At 37.8% G+C, this 26,653-nt stretch carries 19 protein-coding genes; 5 read left to right on the top strand and 14 right to left on the bottom strand.

All coding sequences use genetic code 11. The features are described from left to right. Window positions 1-281: 281 nt before the first annotated feature. Entirely contained in the window at window positions 282-2,591 is a 2,310-nt protein-coding gene (uvrB, locus tag ACFIO5_RS01910) for an excinuclease ABC subunit UvrB (RefSeq protein WP_375634198.1), read from the bottom strand. 260 nt (window positions 2,592-2,851) lie between these two features. Further along, the gene (locus tag ACFIO5_RS01905; protein ID WP_375612971.1) at window positions 2,852-3,166 is read right to left on the bottom strand and encodes an SH3 domain-containing protein; all 315 of its coding nucleotides are present in this window, start codon (window positions 3,164-3,166) and stop codon (window positions 2,852-2,854) included. Window positions 3,167-3,504: 338 nt separating this feature from the next. Between ACFIO5_RS01905 and greA the strand changes: the two genes are divergently transcribed. Both greA and ACFIO5_RS01895 read left to right on the top strand, forming a co-directional pair. After that, a complete protein-coding gene (gene greA / locus ACFIO5_RS01900) occupies window positions 3,505-3,978 on the top strand; it encodes a transcription elongation factor GreA (protein WP_007347010.1) in 474 nt (157 codons plus the stop codon). A gap of 17 nt (window positions 3,979-3,995) precedes the next feature. Next, on the top strand, window positions 3,996-5,054 hold the full coding sequence (locus tag ACFIO5_RS01895; RefSeq protein ID WP_375642832.1) for a glycosyltransferase family 4 protein: 1,059 nt from the start codon (window positions 3,996-3,998) through the stop codon (window positions 5,052-5,054). A 1,202-nt stretch (window positions 5,055-6,256) separates the two neighbouring features. On the opposite strand, the gene ACFIO5_RS01890 is transcribed toward ACFIO5_RS01895, so the two are convergent. Continuing rightward, entirely contained in the window at window positions 6,257-7,651 is a 1,395-nt protein-coding gene (locus ACFIO5_RS01890; protein ID WP_375634194.1) for a TrkH family potassium uptake protein, read from the bottom strand. A gap of 310 nt (window positions 7,652-7,961) precedes the next feature. On the opposite strand from ACFIO5_RS01890, the gene trxB reads away from it, so the two are divergent. Together trxB and ACFIO5_RS01880 are read left to right on the top strand one after the other, a co-directional pair. Next, complete coding sequence (gene trxB / locus ACFIO5_RS01885) at window positions 7,962-8,918, top strand: thioredoxin-disulfide reductase (RefSeq protein WP_375634193.1); 957 nt, start codon at window positions 7,962-7,964, stop codon at window positions 8,916-8,918. A gap of 42 nt (window positions 8,919-8,960) precedes the next feature. Then, window positions 8,961-9,866, top strand: coding sequence for a LysR family transcriptional regulator (locus ACFIO5_RS01880; protein ID WP_273791217.1), 906 nt, complete (start codon window positions 8,961-8,963; stop codon window positions 9,864-9,866). 1,060 nt (window positions 9,867-10,926) lie between these two features. Here ACFIO5_RS01880 and ACFIO5_RS01875 read toward each other — a convergent pair. The 4 genes from ACFIO5_RS01875 to ACFIO5_RS01860 all read right to left on the bottom strand — a co-directional run bounded on the left by ACFIO5_RS01875 (window position 10,927) and on the right by ACFIO5_RS01860 (window position 16,761). Then, window positions 10,927-12,129 (bottom strand): pyridoxal phosphate-dependent aminotransferase, encoded by a 1,203-nt coding sequence (locus ACFIO5_RS01875; RefSeq protein WP_375634192.1) that lies wholly within the window; start codon window positions 12,127-12,129, stop codon window positions 10,927-10,929. A gap of 321 nt (window positions 12,130-12,450) precedes the next feature. Next, complete coding sequence (locus ACFIO5_RS01870; protein WP_012754908.1) at window positions 12,451-12,660, bottom strand: cold-shock protein; 210 nt, start codon at window positions 12,658-12,660, stop codon at window positions 12,451-12,453. A gap of 247 nt (window positions 12,661-12,907) precedes the next feature. Continuing rightward, window positions 12,908-16,393, bottom strand: a complete 3,486-nt coding sequence (gene carB, locus ACFIO5_RS01865; protein WP_375634189.1) for a carbamoyl-phosphate synthase large subunit — start codon at window positions 16,391-16,393, stop codon at window positions 12,908-12,910. A gap of 167 nt (window positions 16,394-16,560) precedes the next feature. Then, window positions 16,561-16,761: a hypothetical protein gene (locus ACFIO5_RS01860; protein ID WP_375634312.1), complete on the bottom strand. Its 201-nt coding sequence runs from the start codon at window positions 16,759-16,761 to the stop codon at window positions 16,561-16,563. A gap of 447 nt (window positions 16,762-17,208) precedes the next feature. Between ACFIO5_RS01860 and ACFIO5_RS01855 the strand changes: the two genes are divergently transcribed. Next, the gene (locus ACFIO5_RS01855) at window positions 17,209-17,733 is read left to right on the top strand and encodes a methylated-DNA--[protein]-cysteine S-methyltransferase (RefSeq protein WP_375620707.1); all 525 of its coding nucleotides are present in this window, start codon (window positions 17,209-17,211) and stop codon (window positions 17,731-17,733) included. Here ACFIO5_RS01855 and ACFIO5_RS01850 read toward each other — a convergent pair. The 7 genes from ACFIO5_RS01850 to thiS all read right to left on the bottom strand — a co-directional run bounded on the left by ACFIO5_RS01850 (window position 17,730) and on the right by thiS (window position 26,652). Then, window positions 17,730-20,051, bottom strand: a complete 2,322-nt coding sequence (locus ACFIO5_RS01850) for a sensor histidine kinase (protein ID WP_375634187.1) — start codon at window positions 20,049-20,051, stop codon at window positions 17,730-17,732. The genes ACFIO5_RS01855 and ACFIO5_RS01850 overlap by 4 nt on opposite strands. A 286-nt stretch (window positions 20,052-20,337) precedes the next feature. Beyond that, the gene (gene pepN, locus ACFIO5_RS01845) at window positions 20,338-22,965 is read right to left on the bottom strand and encodes an aminopeptidase N (RefSeq protein WP_375634185.1); all 2,628 of its coding nucleotides are present in this window, start codon (window positions 22,963-22,965) and stop codon (window positions 20,338-20,340) included. A 73-nt stretch (window positions 22,966-23,038) separates the two neighbouring features. Further along, complete coding sequence (locus ACFIO5_RS01840) at window positions 23,039-23,878, bottom strand: uracil-DNA glycosylase (RefSeq protein ID WP_375634182.1); 840 nt, start codon at window positions 23,876-23,878, stop codon at window positions 23,039-23,041. 447 nt (window positions 23,879-24,325) lie between these two features. Beyond that, window positions 24,326-25,084: a hydroxymethylpyrimidine/phosphomethylpyrimidine kinase gene (locus ACFIO5_RS01835; RefSeq protein WP_375634300.1), complete on the bottom strand. Its 759-nt coding sequence runs from the start codon at window positions 25,082-25,084 to the stop codon at window positions 24,326-24,328. Further along, the gene (locus tag ACFIO5_RS01830; protein WP_375634178.1) at window positions 25,075-25,680 is read right to left on the bottom strand and encodes a thiamine phosphate synthase; all 606 of its coding nucleotides are present in this window, start codon (window positions 25,678-25,680) and stop codon (window positions 25,075-25,077) included. The genes ACFIO5_RS01835 and ACFIO5_RS01830 overlap by 10 nt, the downstream gene beginning before the upstream one ends. Then, the gene (locus tag ACFIO5_RS01825; protein ID WP_375617625.1) at window positions 25,677-26,450 is read right to left on the bottom strand and encodes a thiazole synthase; all 774 of its coding nucleotides are present in this window, start codon (window positions 26,448-26,450) and stop codon (window positions 25,677-25,679) included. Before ACFIO5_RS01825 ends, ACFIO5_RS01830 begins: the two co-directional genes overlap by 4 nt. Window positions 26,451-26,454: 4 nt before the next feature. Then, window positions 26,455-26,652: a sulfur carrier protein ThiS gene (gene thiS, locus ACFIO5_RS01820; protein WP_273791115.1), complete on the bottom strand. Its 198-nt coding sequence runs from the start codon at window positions 26,650-26,652 to the stop codon at window positions 26,455-26,457. Window position 26,653: the final 1 nt, after the last annotated feature.

The raw sequence follows: 26,653 nt of genomic DNA, 5'->3' as shown, positions 1-26,653 counted from the left end.
TCTTATTTTACTTTATTTGTGTTATAGGACAGTGTCCTATTTGAATATTTTCTTGTAAGGATAAATAATATTGAGTTAGATATCAGAGTATAACTGTATAAAGATAATATATTTTAGAAATTTTTTATAAAATGTTCTCTCTCATGTTGTTTTAGACAAATTGAAGCACCCTTGATGTTGGAGGTTGTCTATTTTTCGGATAACGCTGTTTGCTTTTGAGCTTTCGTCTTTTTTTAGAAGAGCTGAAGATTATTTTATGCGGTTTGAAATTTTTTGCTCCTTCATTGATTGCGTTTTTTTCGTTTTATTGTTGCTTGATTAGGGGTGTTTTTACGAGATTTTCCTTTTTGATTTTCCAAAATACCAGTGTCCATGGTTGGTCCCATGTGTGCAAGGTCTGGTTTGGAGAAAAGACTTGGTTGTAATACGCGCTCATGGGTGGATTGTTCGCTATGATGTGTTAAGGGATTTTCCGCGAGTTCTAGTTCTATCTTTTGTAATTGTTTGATTTCATCGCGAAGGTGTGCTGCTTCTTCAAAATTAAGATCAGCAGCTGCTTCATGCATTAATTTTTCGAGGTGTTTAATATGAGATGCTAAATTGTTGCCAACCATATTTTTTTTCTCGATGACATCAGGGATATTTGTATGAATATGGTTGGTTTCATAGCCTGAATTAAGAATATCTCCGATATTTTTTTTGATACTTTTCGGTGTGATATGGTGTTCTTCATTATAGGCTATTTGTTTTTGTCGACGTCTTTGTGTCTCCTGTAAGGCTCGTTCTATGGAACCAGTGATCGTATCTGCATAGAGGACAACACGGCCATCTACGTTACGTGCAGCACGTCCGATTGTTTGTATGAGGGAAGTTTCAGAGCGCAAAAAGCCCTCTTTATCGGCATCTAGAATGGCAACAAAACCACATTCTGGAATATCTAAGCCTTCTCGGAGCAAGTTAATACCGATGAGGACATCAAAGGTGCCAAGCCGAAGATCGCGTAGAATTTCAATGCGCTCTAATGTATCAATGTCAGAATGCATATAGCGTACACGAATGTCTTGTTCGTGGAGATATTCAGTTAAGTCTTCGGCCATACGCTTTGTGAGAACTGTCACCAATGTACGGTAGCCTTTTTGAATTGTTTTACGAATTTCATTCACAACATCATCGACTTGATTTTTGGCTGGACGAACCTCTGTTGGTGGGTCAACAAGCCCTGTGGGGCGAATAACTTGTTCTGCAAAAGTGCCGTGAGATTGTTCTATTTCCCACCGTCCAGGTGTTGCGGAGACAGCAATCGTTTGTGGGCGCATAGCATCCCATTCTTCAAAGCGTAAAGGACGGTTATCCATACAAGAAGGGAGGCGAAAACCATATTCTGCTAAGGTTGCTTTTCTACGAAAGTCACCTCGGTACATGCCACCAATTTGGGGAATGGTTACGTGGCTTTCATCGATAAAAACAAGAGCATTATTTGGAATGTATTCGAACAAGGTTGGTGGTGGTTCTCCGGGTTTTCGTCCCGTTAAAAAGCGTGAATAATTCTCGATTCCAGAGCATGAGCCGGTAGTTTCCAACATTTCTAAATCAAAAATTGTACGTTGTTCTAAACGTTGTGCTTCTAAAAGACGTCCAGCCGCATTTAATTCATCGAGGCGTTGAACGAGTTCCATTTTGATCGATTTCATCGCTTGGTTAAGTGTTGGGCGTGGTGTTACGTAGTGTGAGTTGGCATAAATTTTAATCGATTGAAGATCGCCTGTTTTTTGACCCGTTAGAGGATCAAATTCTGTAATTGTTTCCACTTCATCACCAAAGAGCGAAATACGCCAAGCACGATCTTCGAGGTGGGCAGGGAAAATTTCGATTGTATCCCCTCGAACACGAAAGGAACCACGAATGAAATTGATATCTTGTCGATAATACTGTTGAGAGACTAAATCAGCCAAGAGTTTTCGTTGATTGAGTTTGTCCCCTTTTGCTATTTGGAAGGTCATAGCAGTATAAGTTTCTACTGAACCAATCCCGTAGATACAGGATACAGATGCGACAATAATGACGTCATCACGCTCTAAGACAGCACGTGTTGCAGCATGGCGCATACGGTCGATTTGTTCATTAATTGAGGATTCTTTTTCAATATAGGTATCAGAGCGTGCAACGTAGGCTTCTGGCTGATAATAGTCATAATAGGAAACAAAATATTCGACGGCATTATGGGGAAAAAAACTTTTAAATTCCCCATAAAGCTGCGCTGCTAGAGTTTTATTGGGAGCTAATATTAAAGCTGGACGCTGTGTTTTTTCAATGATATTGGCCATTGTATAGGTTTTTCCTGAGCCGGTAACACCCAAAAGCACTTGTGTACGTTCATTTTTTTGAATTCCCTCAACCAGAGTTTTAATGGCTTGAGGTTGATCCCCCGCTGGTTTAAAAGATGTTTCGAGTTGAAATGGAATGCCACCTTCAGATTTTTCAGGACGAATAGGGCGGTGAGGTGTCCATAATGCACCATTCTTAAAAAGAGGATTGCCTGAAGCAATAAGAGCAGAAAGAGCTTCTACTGTTGCAGTAACACCATTTTTCATTGTTGTATCCTTTGATAGAAAAGTGCTGGTGATTTTAAAGAAAATACTAATTTTTACAATTTCATTACGACAACAGCAAAACGTTATTGAACAGATTTGTTTTGGTTTATTGGAGCCTTCATTAGGATATTGATCAAGTTTTTTCTATGAGACAACTTCTTCGAAGTATTTCTTTGGAGGGAGCATATTTGTGGTTGTTCGTGAACACTATTGCATTTTTACCATAATGATATTCAAGAGGGCATAAGTTATTATGGCTGTTATGGAGAATAATCGGTACGTTTGGGCATTAAAGACATTGTATATGTGTGATAAAGATCATTTCCATCTTTAAATGAAAGATAACGAGATGACACCCAACCTATTTGAGTGTTATATCGGATATGGCACCAATTTCCTTCACAGTTTTTAACAAAAACTAATTCTCCAGCAGAGATTAAGCCGCAAAGTGCATACTGAGTGCTGGGACCTGTTCTAAAATTAAGATTTCTCGTAACAAAAGCATCTGCTGCCTCTGATATTGTTGTGGCTAAAAAGAAAGAGCCAAACATAAAAAAAATGACGATTTTTTTCATTTTTCTGTAAAGAATTTCTTTAGAGATTTTCTATCCTTCTCTCTTCATATTCCATATAATTTCTTTTACTAGATTATGATAAAACAGAAAAAAATACAATTCTTTCTTCTTTAGGATACTTTAAAGAGAAGAGTGAAGTTTAACGTTTTAAACACCAAAATGAGATGTTTTAATCACTATTTGTGCATGTTTTGTTTCCTTTATTTATTTTTGTATGGAAAACAGCGATACTGTACTATATAATAAAAAAGATCGTAGTTTTCGGATTCCAAAAGTAATTTTGGAAGCCGTTTTTTGTATTTTTATTAAACCTTCCGTGTAATAGAAAGGGACGGATTATGGAAAAAGTTCCGATGACTACAGCTGGTTTTGAGAGTCTTAAAGAAGAGTTGCGTTGGCGTCAACAACAGGAGCGTCCGCGAATTATTGAAGCAATTTCTGAGGCGCGTGCGCATGGTGATTTATCTGAAAATGCTGAGTATCATGCAGCTAAAGAAGCGCAAAGTCATAATGAGGGGCGTATAAATGAGCTTGAAGATTATATCGCACGAGCAGAAGTTATAGATGTCTCGCGTCTTTCAGGTGACAAAATAAAATTTGGCGCAACCATTAAACTCTTGGATGAGGACACTGAAGAAAAAAAAGTGTATCAGATCGTAGGAGATCAAGAAGCTGATGTAAAGGTTGGTAAAATCTCTATTTCTTCGCCTATCGCACGTGCACTTATTGGCAAGCAAGAAGGTGATGTGATTGAGGTGAATGCACCAGGTGGTGCGCATAATTACGAGATCATTAAGGTTCAGTACATCTAAATAACATATGGATTATTATGCGTGTATCTTTGGACGAAACTGAGATTATTGCGCCTCACTTGAAAAGGCGTTTATCGGGAGTAACATCTACGATTATTCAGCTTATTCCACTGCAACGCGAACAAGGTGTGCGTATATCCACTTTGGGGTTTGGTTTACCACGAACTTTGCCAACTCTTGCCTTTAGGGACCTTTTCGGACTTTGGAAAAGTCCGAAAGGGAAGCCATTTCGTATTTGGCATGCACGACGCAATATTGAGATGCTTTGCGGGATCTTTTTGCGCGATGTTTTGCGAATGAAGCTGAAACTTATCTTCACATCGGCTTCACAACGTCATCATAAGCCTTTTACCAAATGGTTGATTCGCTGTATGGATAGGGTTATCGCTACCAGTACACGTACGGGCGTCTATTTAGAAGTGCCTCATAAGGTTATTATGCATGGGGTGGATGTGAGGCGTTTTACTCCACCACACACTCTTGATGATTGCTTTTCTTCGACAGGATTTCCAGGAAAATATGCGGTAGGATGTTTTGGGCGTCTGCGCTACTCAAAGGGAACAGATTTATTTGTTGATGCCATGATAGCATTATTGCCTGACTATCCTGAATGGACAGCACTTATCGCTGGTCGTACGACAGAGCAATATTATCATTTTGAAAAAGAATTACGCCAAAAGATTGCTAAGGCTGGTCTGGATGATCGCATTATTTTTCTTGGTGAGATTCTGGACATCCCTTTATGGTACCGTCGTTTAACACTTTATGTTGCACCCTCTCGTACAGAAGGTTTCGGTTTAACACCATTAGAAGCAATGGCATCACAGGTTGCGGTTGTAACGAGTGATGCAGGAGCTTATAAAGAATTGGTTGTAGAAGCGACAGGAACAGTTGTAAAAGCAGGAGATGGAGCGGCTTTAACGGCAGCAATTGAACCTTATTTTGCTGATGTAGAAAAAACATTGGCAGCCGGAAAGAAAGCTTTAACCCATGTTCGTACGCACTTTCCTTTGGAAAAGGAGACAGCGGAGATTGGGCGTGTCTACAAAGAACTGTTTGCAGAAAAAACACTTTGATATGATATCAAAAATCTTCTTGAGGGATGATAAAAGTATTTTTCTTAAAGGTTTTTCATAGTCATCAAGAAAACAGCTCAATGATATAAATGTTATTTTACAAAATTTATATGTCTTTAGTAGAATGCTATAAGAAGTTCTCAAAATTTTGGATAAAAGATTAAAAATGTATACGCTTGAGAGCGATGTAGTTTATGATAAAGCATACTAGGAGAGAGGGAAGCTACTTTTATTCATTGATATTTTATAATAAGAAAATAATGCTTTAACTCAAGTCTGGGGATTTATGCACTATCTTATACGGTGTCGTACTGATATTGTTCGTTTTGTAAGACTTAAATAGATAGCAAAAAAACGTTTTCTTGTCTTAAAAAGATAATGATGGTATCTCCATGAATAAAATAGTCGTACATATTTTCAATAAATTCATAATAAGATGGATTTAAGATCAATATATATGATTTTTATAGATAAATTACCTTTTCAATTTGAATAAGAGCTTTGAGTACCGTAAGATTTTCTCATGTAAAATCTGTTGATATTAAATTAATGAGAGCTATCTTCTTGCACATCACAATTGGAAGAAGGCATGTGGTGGATAAAAACTATTGAAGACAGGGTGTAAAGAGATTTCTTATAAATTGTCTGAAATGCAGGCTGTTACGATATTAGCAGAAAGAAAATAATATGGTGGTACTAATTTATATCTTATTTTGTAGTAGCGACTTGCACCTTATTATTATTTAAGTAAAAATGATGGTGCCCATTTTATATCTTTCATAAGGGCTGTCGTGAAATGGGGGTGATGAGTATTGTGAGATGTTTTTTACAAGCTTGTGAGTTCGTAATATAATAGCATTTTATTTTCTATAAGGGTGTAACTCTATTAAAAAGAAAAACACTTTTATCAGCAAATGTTCATATTTTTGCATGAGAGATTATTCGTAAAAAAGAATGTTCTATGCGTCCACTTTATTTGATAAAGAAGATCAATAAAGTGAAGTTTTATATGTTATGGCTTTGAGAATATCGGTATTTGATTGTTTTTGTTGAATTATTTTTATATCATTGATATGATGTTTTGTATGAAATTTTAGGAAATCTTCAGTAGATTGGGTGAGGAGTGAATATTATGACGCATACTGTTCTCGCCTTTTTATCTTGTCAATTTTTTATCATGGTAGCATAAAATACTCTATACATTAGAATTGTTCACGCCAGAAAGCGGGAATAAAAAGGACGAATATTGTTATGATTTCAAGGCGTCCAGCTAACATTAGAAAACTTAAAATCCATAAAGCATGATCGTTGATTGTAGAGAAATTACCAGTAGGGCCAATAATATCTCCAAAGCCTGGACCAACATTTGAAAGTGCGGTTAAGACCCCCGTAAAGGCAGAGGTAAAGTCAAGACCGGTTGTAAGCAAAAGTGCAGTGCCGATAACAAGGCAAAACATATAAAGACAGACAAAAAACAAAACGGCTTGAGCAACATCATTTGATATATTTGAGTGATCGTAGCGCGCTTTTACAACGACATTAGGAGAAAGAAGTTTTTCTATATTTGTTTGTGTAATACGCCAAAGAATAATGAGGCGATTGATTTTCATGCCACCAGAAGTAGAACCAGCACATCCGCCTGTAAAAGAAACAATAAAGAAAATTCCAAGCGCAAACGCTCCCCAAAGTTGATAATCTTCAGCGCTGTAACCGGTGGTGCTAATAATGGATGAAAGGTGAAAAATGACATCAAGAAAAATCAAGTAGAACGCGCGATGATCATAAAACCGTAGCCATGCCGCTAAAGCAAAGCTGAAAAGGAGAACGATATGGAGAAAAACAATCACTTGTGGGTCAAGGAAGCGTTTGGAGTGTCCAGGAAGGACTAATTTAACATAAAGTACGAAGGGTAGAGCAGAAAGCAACATGAAGATTGTTGAAATAATTAAGATGGCTGGTGTATCAGAAAAATAGCCAAAAGAAGCATCATGCGTTGAAAAACCAGCTGTTGCTACTGTACTCATTGCATGGTTAATGGCATCAAATAAATTCATGCCTGCAGCAAAATAAGAAAGCATACAAGCCAATGTTAACCCAACATAAGCGATGATAATTCCGTTAGCAATTTGGTTGATGCGAGGCAATATTTTTTCAGATTTATCAGATGATTCCATATGAAAAAGCCGCACGCCACCCACACGCAGTGAAGGCAAAATTAAGAGGGCTAAACCGATAAAACCAATGCCCCCAATCCAGCATATAAGAGAACGCCATAATAAAATACTTCGCGATAAATTATCAAGATCAGAAAGGACTGTGGAGCCTGTTGTTGTAATTCCAGAAACAGATTCAAAAATGGCTCCTGCTAGAGAAATGGGAAGAGGAGAAAGATAAAGAGGTAAGGCACCTACGATGCTTCCTGTAAGCCAAAGACAAACAGTGAGCATAAAGCCAAGCCGTGCTGAAAAACGACAAGTAGCTCCCTTAGTTGCTAGAAGAATCAGCGTTGCTAACATGGTGGTTATGGCACAAGAATAGAGAAAGCTTATCCAATTACGATTGTTGTCGTGCAAATCCACAAAAATTGGCAAAAGCATTGCTCCTCCCATGATTAAGGCAAAACGTGCACAGACATTGATAATAAATTGAAAAATGATCGTTCCCTATCTTTGTATCTCTTTTTATTATGGTTTTGTGCTCATAAGAAGTTACATTTTTCTCTTTATAGGATAAGGATTAATTCTTAACATTAGCGTGCCTTGATGAATTAGTAATCAGACCTTTTCATAAAACTTGAAAAGAAGTATACATAACATAATTAGGGCTCTTGAAAAATATTTTTTTAAAAGGCTGCATTCCGTTATCATTTATAGAATAATTAAGTTATAATAAAGTGAAGGGGATTTAATGGTACAATCGCATATTCGTCTGCTGATTATTGGCTCAGGTCCGGCTGGTTATACAGCGGCGATCTATGCAGCAAGAGCAATGCTTAAGCCTGTTTTGGTGACGGGCTTGCAGCAGGGGGGGCAATTGACAATTACAACTGATGTTGAGAATTATCCAGGTTTTGCAGATCCCATTCAAGGACCATGGTTGATGGAACAAATGGCGAAACAAGCTGAGAATATGGGGACAAAAATTGTCTATGATACAATTATAAAGGCTGATTTGTTGAAGTATCCTTTTGTCTTATATGGGGATTCAGGAACACAATATTCTTGTGATGCACTGATTATTGCAACAGGAGCTCAAGCGCGCTGGCTTGGTTTAGAAAGTGAACAGACCTTTATGGGCGGAGGTGTTTCTGCTTGTGCTACATGTGATGGCTTTTTTTATCGTGATAAGGACGTTATTGTCGTGGGAGGAGGAAATACGGCTGTTGAAGAAGCACTTTATTTATCGCATTTGGCTAAAAGTGTAAGCGTGGTTCACAGGCGGGGGCAGTTTCGGGCAGAAAAAATTTTGCAAGATAGGTTGCTGGCTTGTAATAATGTACGTGTTCTTTGGGATCATGTGGTTGAAGAAATTGTGGGGCTGCCAGCTCAAGATTCAATGGGCGCTGTTGTAACAGGGGCACGTCTGAAAAATGTTAAGACAGGTCACGAGATGAAAGTGAATGCAGAGGGCATATTTATTGCCATTGGGCATGATCCTACTGTTTCTCTGTTTGAAGGACAGCTGAAACAAAAACGAGGCGGCTATTTATGGACAGCACCGGACTCAACAGCAACAAGCATTGCTGGTGTTTTTGCTGCTGGGGATGTGACAGATGAAACATTCCGCCAAGCTGTAACAGCTGCGGGAAGAGGATGTATGGCAGCGTTGGAAGCAGAACGGTTTTTGGATATACCCAAGCGTTAGTCACTCATTGAGAACATAGAGAATATAGAGGTAGAATTAATTGTGGCGCCACCGTTGGATTGGGATAAGTTAAGGGTTTTTCACGCTGCAGCAGAAGCGGGATCTTTTACGCATGCTGCTCAAAAACTTCATTTATCTCAATCAGCCGTTTCACGACAGGTTTCGGCTTTAGAACAAGAGGTTGGGGTATCCTTATTTCAACGTCATGCGCGTGGTTTGATTCTTACAGAACAGGGAGAAACTCTTTATCGTACAGCTCATGATGTTTTGATGAAGCTTGAAAGTGTGCGTTTGCAATTAAGTGAAAGCTATGCAAAACCAACGGGGCACTTGCGTGTGACCTCGACCTTTGGAATGGGGGCAGGGTGGATTGCAGAGCGTATGCCAGAATTTCTTAGTCTTTATCCTGATATGCAGGTTCAGCTTTTGCTTTCCGATGAAGAGCTTGATTTGACAATGTGTCATGCGGACTGTGCTGTTCGCTTGCATCAACCCAAACAACCTGATCTTATACAAAGAAAACTCTTTACAATTCATATGCATGTTTATGCTTCGGAAAAGTATATTGCAAATTATGGAAAGCCGGAAAAATTGTCTGATCTCGATGAGCATCGTATTATTTCGTTCGGTGAACCTGTTCCACCTTATTTGTCTGGTTTAAATTGGTTGGAAAAGGCTGGTAGAAGTGATGGATCATTGCGCGTTTCAGTTTTACAAATCAACAATATCATCTCAATAAAGAATGCGCTTATGCGTGATCTTGGGATTGCTGTGCTTCCTGATTATATCGTCAATAATGATGAGCATTTAGTGCGTCTTTTTCCTGATATGGTTGATATTCCTTCTTTTGATACTTTTTTTTGTTATCCTTATAATTTAAAGAATTTGGCAAGGTTAAATGCTTTTCGAGATTATATTTTTTTAAAAGCTCGCCAGTGGTCTTTTTAATATTAATATCTTAATTTATAAGGAATAATTAGCTGTGCGGGTAAATATTTTTGAAAAGAGGGATAAATGTTTTTTATGAATACTAGCAACCATGAGGGTTATTATATATTGAAAAATGGACAATCGTGTGATGGTGTAGTTAACATTTTTACTATTTAATTAAAGAGAGTGGTACATGATGGAGACAAATTTAAAGCTATGTGTTTATTGCATAGCAGATACGCTTAAGTCTTTGTTGTGCTTTTCCTTATAAAATGACATAGAATATTATCTCTTGATTATGTTGCCTCCCAGTTTCGTTTTCTTGAGTGTTCCCTTACGAAGATCTATCAGATTGATTTTATCTCTGAGGATTTTCCAAATTTGCCGGACATATGTCCGGCTTTTTTTTAATTTTTGAAAGAGTCCCTAGAAATTGCAATATATGGGAAGATGATAAAGAAAAAATTTCGAAACTGGTGGATATCCAACAATTTTTTAAGAATACTAAAATTCAATGAGGAGTTTGAGAGGGGGTATTCTATTGTACTGTAAAAGTCTGTCTTTTAGGGGCGTGATATAAAATATTTAAAACCTTATACATGAAGTGCTTTTTATTAGAATGTGAGGTGAATATTTAAGGCAGGTCTTGTTCATAAAGCCTATGAAGTAAATCAAGTAGTTATTAAATAGAACTTAAAGGAAACTGGATTGTTTACACAACGATGGGAGGTGGCTTCTTCTTCGTTTTAGGACGAAGAAGAAGCTGAGAAATAGAAGAGATTTTATTGTAAGGGCCTTTGATTATAAGGGCAATTGTGTTTAAAAGTGCTCGGTCTTTTTTAGAATTATAAATTGAATGGAGAAAGTAGAATAGGCTTGTCATCTCTTATGATAATAGACCGATTCATTTATTTGATAGCTAAATTTTTTTGATCTTTATCTACAGCATCTATTTTTGTGTTTATTCATAGATATTTTTGCTGAATCGATAGATTTAGACCATGACACAGTTTCAGATATTTTCTCGGATATACTAACATTCGGCAAAAAACAATCACAAGAGATGATATTAAAAATTTTAAATTAAACTGTTGCAAAAACGCTGTATACGTATACAAGCTTTTTCAAGTAATTCTTCTGATGTTGCATAAGAAATACGAAAAGCTGATCCAAGTCCAAAAGCAGATCCTTGGACGACAGCAACAGCTTCTGTTTCTAGAAGCGCTATGGCAAAGTCTTCATCATTCGTAATACGTTGACCATTGGGTGTTTTCTTTCCAATAAGTCCGGTGCAAGAAGGATAAACATAAAAAGCACCCTCAGGCGTTGGACAGTGAATGCCAGGAGCTTGATTTAGCATGGAGACAACGAGATCACGGCGTGCTTGAAAAATATTTTTATTTTTAGCAATAAAGTCTTGTGGCCCGTTGAGTGCTTCAACCGCAGCCCATTGTGAAATGACACTTGTTCCAGATGTTTGCTGTCCTTGAATGGTATCCATGGCTTTAATTAATTCTTGTGGTCCGCCTGCATAACCGATTCTCCATCCCGTCATCGCATAGGCTTTAGAAACACCATTCATTGTGAGTGTACGCTCATAAAGCGCTGGTTCTACTTGAGCTGGAGTCACAAAGGTAAAACCCTCATATGTGAGATGTTCATATATATCATCGGAAAGGATATAAACATGAGGATATTTTACTAAAACATCTGTGAGTTTTTTCAATTCATTATGTGTATAAGCGGCACCTGATGGATTTGAAGGAGAGTTAAAGATGAACCATTTGGTTTTGGGGGTAATGGCAGCTTCTAGCTCTTGTGGTTGGAGTTTATAAGAAAATTCGGCTTTTGTTTCTAAAAAGACAGGCGTACCATCGTTGAGTGCGACCATTTCTGGATAACTAACCCAATAAGGGGATGGAATGATGACCTCATCTCCTTTATTCAAAGTTGCCATGAATGCATTAAAGAGAATTTGTTTTCCACCAGTACCAACAATAATTTGTTCTGGTTGATAAAGAAGGTTATTTTCTCTTTTAAACTTTGCAGAAATTGCTTGGCGCAATTCTGGAATTCCAGATATGGGAGGGTATTTTGTTTTTCCCCTTCGAATAGCTTCAATAGCCGCGTTTTTGATGTTGTCTGGGGTATCAAAGTCTGGCTCTCCAGCACTTAAAGCAATAACATTGCGCCCTAATGCTTTTAAATGACGGGCCTTTTGAGAAGCAGCAATTGTTGCAGAAGGTTTGATACGAGACAGTTTGTCGGCAATAAAAGCCATAATTTTAAATCCTTATATTATATCAACAAATGGTTATTGCTTTAAGGATATTCTATAAGAGATTATATTGTATGCAATAAAAAACTTCCAAAATACTCTTACACGGGCTTTATATTCTTCTTTTTTGAGATATTTTACAAGATAATCTCTTCGTAGATTTTATGAAAGTTTTTGAGGAAGTATAAAAGAGGTTTGATGAATTGTGCAAAGGAGATAAACAGTCTTTTATTTTAACAAGGTAAAATAATGCTTTATACAAAATAAAAAATCTTCGTCTCTACAGACGAAGATTTCTAAATAAAATATTGCAGAATTTAAACTTTAAAGTGCTGCAAGGTTACCAGCGGCAAATTTTCCTGAACGACGATCTTGAAGAACATCATAAGAGATTTTTTGCCCTTCATTAAGACTGTTTAGACCTGAACGCTCGACGGCAGAAATGTGTACAAATACATCTGCACTACCATCACTAGGCTGAATGAATCCGAAACCTTTTGTTGTATTAAACCACTTAACTGTTCCTGTAGACATAGGAAACTCCTTAGAATATATAATTATATTGAGCATTGAAGCTTTTATTCCTTCAATACGGTTGTAGATCGAAATTAGGTGGGAGAAGTTTCGTCGAAAGTGCAGATTGCACAGGAAAGAAAGTCACGTAACCGAAAATTCGATGAAACCTCTATAAAAGTTTTTAGAACAAAAAGCAAGTCTTAATCAATTTTTATATAAAGAAAAAATAAGAAAACAGTGTACATTTTGCTAAGTAGAAAAAAATTCAACTAAAATAACTTTGTAGTGAACGTACCTCAAGGTGCCTTTTTTTGAGTGCTTTGATCGCTTCTACGACGGCTTCGGCTCCAGATATTGTTGTATAATAGGGAACATTTTGCATGAGTGCTGCATAACGTAATGATTTTGAGTCTGAGATGGCACTGGCAGTGCTAGTTGTATTAAAAATCAATTGAATTTGGCGATTACGAATAGCATCTTCAATATGGGGGTGTCCCTCTAGAACTTTGTTGATTTTTTTTGCTTCAACGTGGTGTTCGGTGAGAAATTTTTGTGTTCCACTTGTGGCGACAACAGAAAAGCCAAGCTCAGTTAAACGTTTTACAGGATTTAAGATGCGTTTTTTATCTTCATCCCTTACAGAAACGAACAAAGTTCCCTCTTTAGGGAGTTTTACACCAGCTCCAAGTTGGGCTTTAGCAAAAGCAAGCGAAAATTCATAGTCAAGACCCATAACTTCACCGGTTGAGCGCATTTCTGGACCAAGAAGTGTATCAACACCTGAAAAACGAGCAAAAGGAAATACTGCTTCCTTGACAGCAATATGTTGTTTTTTCTGCAAAGAAGGTAATCCACCATAAGCTTGAAGAGCATCATGAAGCGTTTCTCCTGCCATAATACGTGCAGCCATTTTAGCAATAGGGCGACCAATCGTTTTTGCAACAAATGGGACAGTACGTGAAGCACGGGGATTGACTTCTAAGACATAAATGGTGTCATCTTTTATAGCATATTGTACATTCATTAAGCCGCGAACATGAAGTGCTTGTGCTAATGCTTTGGTTTGGCGCTCTAATTCAGTAACTATTTTATTTGAGAGCGTATGGACTGGTAGAGAACATGCTGAATCACCAGAGTGGATACCAGCTTCTTCAATATGTTCCATAATACCAACGATTAGTGTTTCTTTGCCATCACATAGACAATCAACATCTACTTCAATTGCTTCTGTTAAATAGGTATCAAAGAGAAGCGGATTTTTACCAAGCAATATATTGATTTGTCCTGTTGTGTCGTTAGGATAACGGACTTTGATATCTTCTGAAATTAATTCGGGGACACTCTCAAGTAAATAATTTTGTAAGCTACGTTCATCACGGATAATTTGCATAGCACGTCCTCCTAAAACATAAGAGGGACGTACAACCAAGGGAAAGCCTAGTTCGTGGGCAATGAGGCGTGCTTGTTCAATGGAGTGGGCAATACCATTTTGAGGTTGTGTTAAATTAAGTTTAAATAACAGTTTTTGAAAGCGATCTCTATCTTCTGCTAAGTCGATAGCGTCAGGTGAAGTACCTAGGATGGGGATGTTGTGTTTTTCTAGAGCGCTTGCCAATTTCAAGGGTGTTTGTCCGCCAAATTGGACGATGACTCCAACCAAATCTCCTTTTTCCTGTTCTGCTTCTAAAATAGCGATAACGTCTTCTGTTGTTAAAGATTCAAAGTAAAGGCGATCAGAGGTATCATAGTCGGTTGAAACTGTTTCAGGATTACAGTTAATCATAATCGCTTCAAATCCTGCATCACGCAGTGCAAAAGCAGCGTGGCAGCAACAGTAATCAAATTCAATACCTTGCCCAATGCGGTTTGGTCCACCGCCTAAAATAGCAATTTTTTTGCGTTCAGAAACGTGTGCTTCCGAGTGCTCTACACCTGCAAAGGGAACTTCATATGTTGAATACATATAGGCTGTAGGAGAAGAAAATTCAGCGGCACAAGTATCAATCCGTTTGAAGACGTGTTTAACATTCAGTGATTTGCGTAAAGCTGCGATATAATCGGGTTCTTTCCCTGTAAGGGAGGCTAATCGCGCATCTGAAAAGCCCATAGCTTTTAACATACGTAAGTTATCTGCGTCTTGGGGTAATCCATGAATGCGGATACGCTGTTCCATTTCAATGATGGAGGCTATTTGTTCTAAAAACCACGGATCAATTTTGCTAATTTGGTGAATCTCATTTAAGGGTAAGCCTGTGCGCATGGCTTGAGCAATATAGCGTAGACGATCAGGGCTTGGTATGGCAATGGCGGAGCGTATAGAACTTTTTTCATCCCCTTCAGCATGCTCTGGAATCACAATTTCATCAAGCCCCGTAAGCTCTGTTTCAAGTCCACGGAGTGCTTTTTGTAACGATTCTTGAAAAGTGCGTCCAATTGCCATGACTTCTCCTACAGATTTCATCGCAGTTGTGAGGACAGGTGATGAACCGGGAAATTTTTCGAACGCAAAACGAGGAATTTTTGTCACAATATAGTCAATAGAAGGCTCAAATGATGCTGGTGTTGCACCACCCGTGATATCATTTTTTAATTCATCAAGTGTATAACCAACAGCCAGTTTAGCCGCTACTTTAGCAATGGGAAACCCCGTTGCTTTTGAGGCAAGCGCTGAAGAGCGAGAAACACGCGGATTCATTTCAATAACAATGAGGCGCCCATTTTCAGGATTGACAGCAAACTGTACATTGGATCCCCCCGTTTCAACACCAATTTCACGCAAAACAGCAATCGAAGCATTACGCATACATTGATATTCTTTATCGGTTAAGGTGAGAGCAGGTGCTACAGTGATCGAATCACCGGTATGAATCCCCATCGGATCAATGTTTTCAATAGAACAAACGATGATACAATTGTCGTTCTTATCACGAACAACTTCCATCTCATATTCTTTCCACCCTAAAACACTTTCTTCAATTAATACTTCTGTTGTTGGTGAAGCTTCAAGCCCACGTTCAATAATTTCATAGAATTCAGAGCGGTTATAAGCAATTCCACCACCAGTTCCACCAAGGGTAAATGAAGGACGAATAATAGCTGGAAGCCCGACAACATCAAGAGCTTGAACTGCTTTTGCTGTTGCATGGGCGATATAATGTTGTTTGCGATCAGCTTCGGTATGTCGCCAGTTGCGCTCAAGTTCTTCGAGTGCTTTGTCAAGCGCAGCACCAGAAAGCTTGGCTTTAAGTTCAGCACACGTTTTTGCGTGTTGTTGGCGATTTTCTTCTTTCAGTTCTGTTGCATTGGCTAACATAGAGCGTGGCGTTTCCAAACCGATTTTTGCCATCGCTTGGCGGAATAAAGCACGATCTTCAGCTTTATCAATAGCATCAGCATTGGCTCCTATCATTTCAACATGATAGCGGTCTAAAATACCCATACGCTTTAATGATAAAGCAGTATTGAGGGCTGTTTGTCCTCCCATAGTGGGTAAAAGGGCATCGGGACGCTCGTGGGCAATAATTTTGGCAACTATTTCAGGAGTAATGGGCTCTATATAAGTTGCATCAGCTAGATCTGGATCTGTCATAATCGTGGCAGGATTAGAATTTACCAAAATAATTCGGTAACCTTCTTCTTTTAATGCTTTACAGGCTTGAGTGCCTGAATAATCAAATTCACATGCCTGACCAATGATAATAGGTCCTGCTCCGATGATAAGAATAGATTTTATATCTGTGCGTTTGGGCATGACTTTTTCCTATGACAAATATCTATGTGCGATTGTTGCGGGCAAAATATTTCAGTTCTGAGGCTACAATCATTTTATAAGTTAAGTGACAAAGAAAGTAAGCATTAAAATACCTTTTCCATGCTTTTTTTCATAAAATTGAAGATAAATTTCTTTTTTGAGTTGAGTCATCTCATCAGTCTATCAAAAGTATGACCTTTGATAAAAAAATAATAACAGTGCTCCAACAAATTAGAATATTCAAGCATACGTGGAGCATAAAAAGCCAGAACATCTTTCCAATCCATTGCCGGCATATTTTGTGTTTTATGACGTTTTTTGCTTAAGAGAGCACGCGCTTTTTCTGTTGCTTGTAAAACATAAGCCATTATTTATGGTTCGATGGGATTTCGTAAAATGAAATGGGAAGCTTATCGTGTTTTTCCGTAAAATACTGCCGTTTAGAGCTGTGATATAAGGTATGAAAATTTACCACATTAAGGTGTTTTTTGTTAGAGTGTATGATAGAATTCAGGACAGGATTTGTCTGTAGAGAGCTTATGAAATAAACCATATAAAATGGTTTCAGTTGGAATCTGTTATATAAAAAGCAAGATTGTTGATAGATCGGCTCTGGTCGAAGTTTCTGTTTTAGGGTAGGAAGACAGTCAATCTATGTATCTTTCCATTTCATAAAAGGGTGAGAGTGTATTTTAATACAATGGCTAAGGATATAATTTCAGAATGATTTTGTTTGTTTTTAAAAGATAGTGAATACTCTCCTTTTACTTTATTGATGATGTTCAAGACTTATTTAAAATATAAAGAAGGCTAAAATGCTGAACATTTCCCAAACAAGAGTATTCTGTTTGAAAGATGTATCAATAGGAAAGCTTTTGGTGGCTAGGTCTCAAAAAGGGATTTGTCATATAGCGTTAGGAGACACTATAGAGCAATTATTACAGGAGTTTACGATACGCTTTGGTGATGCACAACAAGTTGTAGGTGACAATACATTTAAGAGAGAAGTTGCCCATATTATAGCCATGATAGAAACACCTAAGCTGGTAAAAAAATATAATTTTCCCTTAGATATAAATGGTACAGTTTTTCAACGACAAGTATGGGCAGTATTATGTGATATACCATGTGGTGAAACAATTTCCTATGAGATCTTAGCGTGCCGTATTGGTATGCCGAAAGCTTTTCGTGCCGTTGCTAATGCCTGTGCACGTAACGAATTGGCTGTTATCATTCCTTGTCATCGTGTTGTGCGTAAAAATGGTTTTATTTCAGGGTATCGTTGGGGGGACAAACGGAAACAGATTTTACTACAACGAGAACAAAATGGAGAAATTTAACTTTGTGTGATGGGCATTATAATCGTTACAGTTGTTCCTTTCATTTCTTTTGAAGTAATTTCAAGTTTTCCTTTGTGGAGTTCTAGCAAGGAGCGTGAAATGGCTAAGCCAAGACCTGAGCCCGTATGAGATTTAGTAAGCTGATTTTCAACTTGTTCAAAAGGTTGCCCAAGTTTTTTAATTGCTGATTGGGGAATACCAACACCTGTATCTGTAATTTTAAAAATAAGATTATTTTTTTTCTTGAAAGCGCAGACATCAATATTTCCACCAGAAGGCGTAAATTTAACGGCATTAGAGATGAGATTAAGGAAAATCTGTTTCATTGCACGACCATCAACTTCAGCATGAAGTTCTGGGGTAATGTTTGTTGTAACAACAATATTTTTTTCTTGAGCTTGAGGCGTTAATGTTCGTACTGCTTCACTAATGATGGGCTCAAGATCGGTATTTTTACAATCAAGCGTAAATCTTCCTGCTTCGATTTTTGACATATCAAGGATGTCATTGATAAGGGTTAGAAGATGGGTTCCTGAATTGTAAATATCATGCATATATTCCTTATAGCGTTGTGAACCAAGAGGACCAAAAGTTGATTGCAACATGATGTCTGAAAAACCAAGAATAGCATTCAGAGGCGTGCGCAATTCATGAGACATATTGGCTAAAAATTCTGATTTAGCCTTATTAGCACTTTCGGCGCGTTCTTTTTCTGCTTTCAAACTTTTATTAAGTTTTTCAACTTCTGTTGCGCGTTGTTGAGCACTCCCTCGCGCGCGCTTGAGTTCTTGAATGAAAGAAAAAAGACGCCTTTCACTGTCTTCAAATTTTTCCTGTTGTTGTTTAAGCTCAGAAATATCAGTACCAATACAAACCAATCCTCCATCTTGGGTTCGTCGTTCGTTAATTTTGAGCCAACAACCATCTGCCGTTTGGCGAATACTGGTTAAGTTACCAGTACCATCATCTTTAAGGGGATATTCACTGAGTGCAGGGCGTGCCATGGCTTCGACGGTTGCACGTTGGATACCTGATTGTAGAATTTGTTTAGGAATAGCGGCATATTCGCAAAATTTGCTGTTGGACATGACTAAACGTCCTTCAGCATCCCACAAGACGAAAGATTCTGAAATGTTTTCAATCGCATCACGGATACGAAGGTCGGCTTGCGCCGTTTGTTCAGCCAATTGTTGCTGTTCACTAATATCGAAGGAAATACCAACCAAATGGGGTTCTTCTTCTTCAGTCACTTCGGCACGAATGCGCATCCATACATAATGACCATCAGCATGACGCATAGGAACGTTAATATCGATATGCTTTTTTTTACCGCTCATTAATTCCTGAGCAAGGTCAAAAAAATTCGCATCATTTGGATTGATAATGGCGCTAATTTGGGAAATTGAGAGCAATGCATCTTGAGGGACATAGCCGAGCATTTCGTACATTGCTCGTGACCAGTAGACGCGTCCACTTGCCATATTCCAATCCCATAGTCCACAGCGTCCACGCATCATTGCCATATCAATACGGTTTTGAATTTTTTCTGAAACAAGATCTGTTTTGCGTGCTCGTACAATTTGGTTATAATAAGCATAAAGAAGAGCGAGGATAACGCCACTAGTTCCAATGAACATGGTTATATTTAACGAGAGAGCTTTCCGCCATTCCATGTAAATATGTTGCATTTTTTTACTGATGAATACCCCATATTGTCCATTTTCTGTTTGCTGAAAGGAAGCAAGAGCAGGAATATCTTTTCCTATTGTAATTTTCATGATTCCAGCATGTTTTCCTAGAGCTTGTAAAGTAATGCTTTCAGAGGTAAAATCCTGTAAGGGTTTTCCTAAGACAATCTCGGAACTTGATGAAGCTAGGACATTGCCTTTTTGATCGACAATAGCAATAACAGCGCTGGTTTTTATAAAACCTTTGTTACGAAAATTGGTTAGGATATTTTGTAAATGATTATGAGAAAGAGCAGCAGCTTTTCCTTGTCGAGTGGCGGCAAGTAAGTCACGGTCGATTGTATTGGTAATATGAGAAGCTAAGAGAGTGATGGTAGAATGCGTGTTTTTATCAATTGTGTTGCGCCAATCATAGATTGATAGGAAACGGATTGCTGCTAGTATAACAAGAAATGCAAGAATTACAAATGGGAGTGAACGTCGCAGCCAAGGTTCAATAAAAAGAAGTTTTTTATAGGCAGAACCAGAAAATAGATTGGTACGCTCTGTCCGCTTCTTGCGACTTTGAGCGCTTGATTTTGAATCAGCATACACCTCCCTTGGCGCATTATATGCGTCCAATTTAGCCATCTCGCGTTCCTTTAATTCTGGAATAATGTGATTTAAAAACTGCTTCGATATTCATAGTAACCCCATCGAGTGCAATGAATCAAAACAGGAGTCTTCTGTCCAGTCTTTTTTTTAAAAAAAATAATTTTACTTTTATGATTTTGGAATATGAAAAGAAAAAAGTACTTTAAACGTGATCTATAAACAGGCTTAGATTGCCTGTTTATAGATTTAATGATGATCGAATAGTTTATAGAATTTATTTTAAAAAATATTATAGCATATTGATTTAAAATATTTTTTTGTTTCAAGTGAGCAGACGGTTGATGATATCAGCAACATCGCTTGATAATTTTGGCGCAGCAGCAATCATTTTTAATTCAGTTTCAAGTTTTTGTTGTCGAATAGGTTCTAATTGTCGCCAAGAGCGCATCATTGTTAATAATCGTGAAGCAAGCTGTGGATTTTTTTTGTCAATTTCCAAAATGACTTGGCAAAGAAAATGATAAGACGCTCCATCCATCCTATTAAAGCCCGTGAGATTGTTAGAGGCAAAAACACCGATTAGGGAACGTACACGATTAGGATTATCTTGTGAAAAAAGCGGATGTTGCATGAGCTTTTGAACATTCTCGAGTGTTGATGTGCCAGCAACCATTGCTTGAATAGAAAACCATTTATCCATGACCAAAGGGTCATGCTGATAGCGGTTTTCAAAATCATTTAAGGCATTTTGTGCCTGCTCACTTTCATTAAAACGCTTCACGAGAACAGCGATACTCGCCATACGGTCAGTCATATTATCAGCTGTTGCATACTGTATAGCAGCTCGATTTGGATTGGCTTCAGCAATGGAAAGGTAATCCAGTATGATATTCTTTAATGCTCGCTTTCCAGCTTGTGCTGTGTTTGGTGAATAGGGCTCTTGGGTTTGCATTTGTCCATAGAATTTTGTTAAGAGCTCTTGATGAGTTTGTGCAAGTGAAGCTAAAAACTGATGGCGGACATAATGAATACGATCTGGATCAATATTTTTACCGATTGTATGAGCAAGCTCAACTTCACTAGGTAAATTTAAACAGAAGGCACGAAATTCAGGCTCTAAGGTTTCATCTGTTATGATCGTTTCAATCAGCTTTAGCAAAGCAGAAGGGAGTGTTGCTTTTTCTTGTGTTTTATCTTGAATGCTGTGAATCAAAGCTTGCGTCATTAAATGATTAAGAGATTGCCAGCGATTGATGTGATTGTCATCATGTTGTGCAAGAAAAATAAGTTCTCTTTCATTGAATGGAGTGTGTAGAATGATTGGTGCTGAAAAGTCTCGCAGCAGTGATAAAACGGGTTTTTCATGCAGTCCCTTTAATGTAAACGTTTGGCTTTCCTTGGATAAAAGCATAACATTTGATTGAATATCTGTATCTGCTTCATAGGTGAGGTTTTCTCCGTTAGATCCTAACAAGCCAAATACGATAGGGATAAGCATAGGCTTTTTTGTATTTTGTTGTGGGGTTGCGGGAATATGTTGCTTTGTATGAATTGTTAAAACACCATCGCTATAATGACTATCGATTTCTACATTGGGTGTTCCTGCTTGTTCATACCATAGCATGAATTGGGAGAAGTCTTGACCAGACACTTCAGCAAAACAGGTAATAAAATCTTCAATTGTACAAGCTTGTCCATCATGACGTTGAAAATAAAGATCAGTGCCTTTACGAAACAGAGTAGGACCTAAAATAGTTCGTATCATGCGAACAACTTCAGCACCTTTTTCATAAACAGTTGTGGTGTAAAAATTATTAATTTGGCTATATTGACGAGGACGTACAGGATGCGCAAGAGGTCCTGCGTCTTCTGCAAATTGCGTCGCTTTTAATGCTTTTACATTTTCAATTCGCTGTAGGCTGCGTACATTTTGATCTGATGAAAATTCCTGATCACGATAAACAGTGAATCCTTCTTTTAAACAGAGTTGAAACCAATCGCGACAGGTAACACGATTACCGCTCCAATTATGGAAATATTCATGTGCAATGACACGTTCAACATTTCTATAATCCTGATCGGTTGCTGTTTCAGGATCGACAAGAACATATTTATCATTAAAAACGTTAAGGCCTTTGTTTTCCATTGCTCCCATGTTAAAGTCGGACACAGCAACAATATTGAAAACATCAAGATCATATTCGCGTCCGAAACATTGTTCATCCCAACGCATGGAACGTTTAAGAGCATCCATTGCATAGGTTGCGCGTTCGGTTTTTCCTTTTTCTACATAGATACCAAGCTCGATACGTCGTCCAGATACAGTTGTAAAATGGTCTTCTAACTTATCAAGATCTCCACCTACTAAAGCAAAGAGATAAGATGGTTTGGGATAAGGATCTTCCCAAATGGCAAAATGGCGATTATTCTCTAAAGTTCCTGTTTCCACCAGATTACCATTTGAAAGCAAGATTGGGATTGTTTGGGTATCTGCTTCAATTTTCACTCTATAGGTAGAAAGAACATCTGGGCGGTCGTAAAAATAAGTAATACGACGAAAACCTTCCGATTCGCATTGTGAGCAATAAACACCATTTGAAAGATAAAGCCCCATAAGTTGGCGGTTGCTTTCAGGATTCAGTTCCGTAACCAATTTCAATGTAAAAGGAGCCGTTGGTGGCGTTGTAATTTCTAAACGTGAAGGCGTCACTTTATAAGTGTTTGGGGCTAATATCTCATCATTAATAGAAACAGAAATTAAAGTAAGATCATCACCAGAAAGAACAAGAGGTGCTAATTCTTTTGTATCGTGACGGGATTCAATAGACAATATGGCTGTAACATAGGTTTTTGTCGGTGCTAATTGGAAAGAAAGTTGTGTTTTAGGGATAACGTAAGGGGTTGGTTGGTAGTCTTCCAAACGATAAATAGATGTTATTGGCTGTTTCATAGTTTTTTCCCATTTGTATTTTAAGAGTTAAAGAAGGGTGTGTTAATTTTAGAAGCAATATAGGATTAAAGAATTACAAAAGGCTGTCGAGGCGATTTTTTACTTCTAAGAAGTCTATCCATGTAAGCTTCTTTTGACTAGGGGTTCTAAGAAGGTAAGCTGGGTGGAAAGTTGGCATAACAGGTATTTTTATATTATCCTCGCTTTCATAGATATGCCATTTCCCTCTTGTTCGGATAATCCCATTTTGAGATCCAGTAAGAAACTGTGCAGCAACGCCTCCCAGTGCTATAAGAACACGAGGACGCGCTAAATAAATGTGCCGTTCAATAAAAGGGCGGCACAAGGCAACTTCTCTTGGTGTTGGTGTACGATTTCCTGGTGGACGCCAAGGAATAGTGTTGGCAATGTAAACATTATTTCTTGTTAAGCCAATTGATGCGAGGATTTTATTAAGCAACATCCCAGCTTTTCCCACAAAAGGAATTCCTTGTATATCCTCGTCTCGTCCTGGTGCTTCGCCTATAAGCATCAGGGGGCTTCCTGCTGTTCCATCTGAAAAACAGGTATTTTTTGCTGTCAATTTTAATGAACAGCCATTAAATGCAAGGAGAGCAGATTTTAATTCATCAAGTGTCTTTGCACTTTTTGCACTCTCTATAGCTGTGGATTCATTTTGTATAGTCCTAGAGTTATGCAGCTGATGATGATCTAATTTTACGGTTGGAGATGTTTTGGGAGATGCTTGTTGATTATGAGAAATGTTAACAACAGGCGTTAATTTTCTCTCTGAACAAGCAGACTGCTTAAAACGATCAATAGGAAAATCTGTCAGAACGGCATCCGCACCACTTTCTTTATAAAAGTTTAAGAGTTCTTCATAGGAAATTGAGCAAGGCGTTTGATTTAACATTTTACTTTTTCTAATGATCTAGCGATTATAGATCAAACAAAATTATCCTTCAAGTTTTATTAAATGTATTCGCTAGCCATTAATGTATAAGAACGCTGATAGGCTTCTCTCTTTTCACAAAAAAGGCAAATCGTAAAATGCGAGTGTTCGCGATTATATGCATCTTTAAATGTATAATTTGTTTAAATTGCGCTATTTTAACTTTTTAAACAGACTAAACTCACTCATAATAAAAGAATTTTTTACTGAATGCAAGTGGTGTGATAATATTTTTTATCATTATATTCTATATTCAATACTTAATGAAAGTGAATTTTGTAGTATTTTATTTATAAAATTAAGTATAAATTTTATATTATTATATTTTTTAATAACTTTTATTAAAAATATTAAATATATTAATTGAAATATATAAATATTACTTTTATATAAGAAAATACTAAGACGTTATAAACTATTTTTACAATGGGTTAAAAGCAATGTGTGGATATATGCTTTTGCTTTTTTTACAGCTGAAATGAGAGGTTCATTTAATGCTAAATGCGCTGCAATAGCGCTTGAGAGAATGCAACCTGTTCCTCGCATTGTTCCTTTTAAACGTGGAGTAGAGATATTTATGACTTCAGTTTTGTCAATGAAGCTATCAATTGCAAGAGGACCTTCTGCATGTCCCCCTTTTACTAAAATAGAGCGAGCTCCCAATGACAAAAGTTTTTTTGCTTGTTGTATTGCTTGCTTATCATGAGATGCCAATGGACTTTGGCTAAGAAGAGCGAGTTCTTCTCTATTCGGTGTTAAAAGATCAACATGAGGAAGCAGTTTATCGATCATAGTGTCGATGATTGTTTCCGTTATTAGTTTTCCTCCTGATGAAGCGACAAGTACAGGGTCCAAAATAACTGGAACATGGGGATAGTCTTTGAGTACGTTACAGATTACTGCTATAATTGCTTTTGTCCCCGTCATACCGATTTTTATTGCGCTTATTGGATTTGCTTCTAGGGCAGCACGCATTTGCGCAGCGACGAGGTCTCCACGCATTGGAATGATTTCGACAACGCGATTATCATCTTGTACGTTAACACAAGTAATTGCTAAATTTGCTTTTATTTGAAAATGCGCAGTGGTTTCTATATCACGAACAATACCAGCACCTCCTGTTGGATCAGTGCCCGCAACAATAAGAATGGAAGGTATCAACGCCATGTTTGTGTCACTTTTATCCACTGCTGTACACGTTCTTCAGGTTTTTTATGGAGGATAATATCAGTCACAACAGCAGCACTATTTGCTCCTGCTTTTAAAACACCAACTGCGCGTTCTGGTGTTAAACCACCAATACCCACCAAAGGTAAAGCACCAATCCGCTTTCTCCATTGTTTGATTTTCTCTAGTCCTTGCGGCATCCATTTCATTTTTTTTAAGATTGTCGGATAAATAGGACCAAGTGCAATATACTCAGGATTAGCAGAGAGTGCGGTATCCAATTCATATTCATCATGTGTACTAAGACCAACTTTTATACCACTTTTACGAATTGCGTGAAGATCAGCATTGCTCAGGTCTTCTTGTCCCAGATGAATAAAATTACACTTTTCATCAATTGCTATTTCCCAATGATCATTAATAATTAATTGTGCTCCCAATTTATTGCATATGTTTTTTGCACGCTTAATATGTTGACGGATTATTTGTTGATTTTCATGTTTCATACGCAATTGTACGAGCTTGATACCAAGAGGAAGCAAACGTTCAATCCAATCAGCGTTATCAACGATGAGGTAAAATGGATCCAGTTTCATGAAAATACCGCTTTTCCAATGATTGGTGTTGAAGGGACTGCTACATTGCGTGCTTCGATCATGCCAGCTTTATATCCCATACGTCCTGCTTGAACAGCTTTAGAAAATGCTTCAGCCATTAAGACAGGATCAGCTGCTTTAGCAACTGCGGTATTAAGCAGTACTGCATCATAACCTAGTTCCATCGCAATGGCGGCATGTGATGGGCGTCCAATGCCGGCATCAATAACAAGAGTAGCATCAGGAAGGTAAGCACGGATAGAACGCAATCCATCAGTATTATGAGGTCCTTTGGCAGAACCAATAGGAGCACACCAAGGCATAATAACACGGCAACCAATGTCGAAAAGTTTTTCAGCAACAATGAGATCATCCGTTGTATAGGCAAAAATTTTGAAACCTTCATTGTTTAAAATTTGAGCAGCTTCGATTAAGGAAAAAATATTTGGCTGTAAGGTGTCTGAATTACCGATAATTTCGAGTTTAATCCAAGCTGTTTTAAAAAGATCTCTTGCTAATTGCGCTGTGGTTACGGCTTCTTTAACAGTATAACAACCAGCAGTATTAGGAAGCACTGTTACCCCAAGATCTTGAAGAAATTGCCAAAATTGTCCGCCTTGTTTTCCTCCTGCAGTTTCACGGCGCAAGGAAACAGTTACAATTTCCGTATTCGATTTATGAATAGCATCACGAAGGATTGCTGGTGAAGGATATTGCGCTGTACCTAATAGAAGACGGGAAGAGAATTGTCGTCCATAAAGATTCAGCATAATTTTAGCCTCCTTGCATTGGGCTTAAAATTTCAATTTTATCTCCTTCATGCAAGACAAATTGGCTTCGTGCATCTATAGGAACAACTTCAGCGTTAACAGCAGTTGCAAGCCAATTCCCTTCATACCCCAATTCTTCAAGCAAGAGACCGAGAGTCATAACTTCTGTTTGGACTGTTTCACCATTAACAAATATTTGCATG

The sequence above is a fragment of the Bartonella sp. AA86SXKL genome, assembly GCF_042196885.1.
This window is presented reverse-complemented; position numbering and strand designations above follow the sequence as displayed.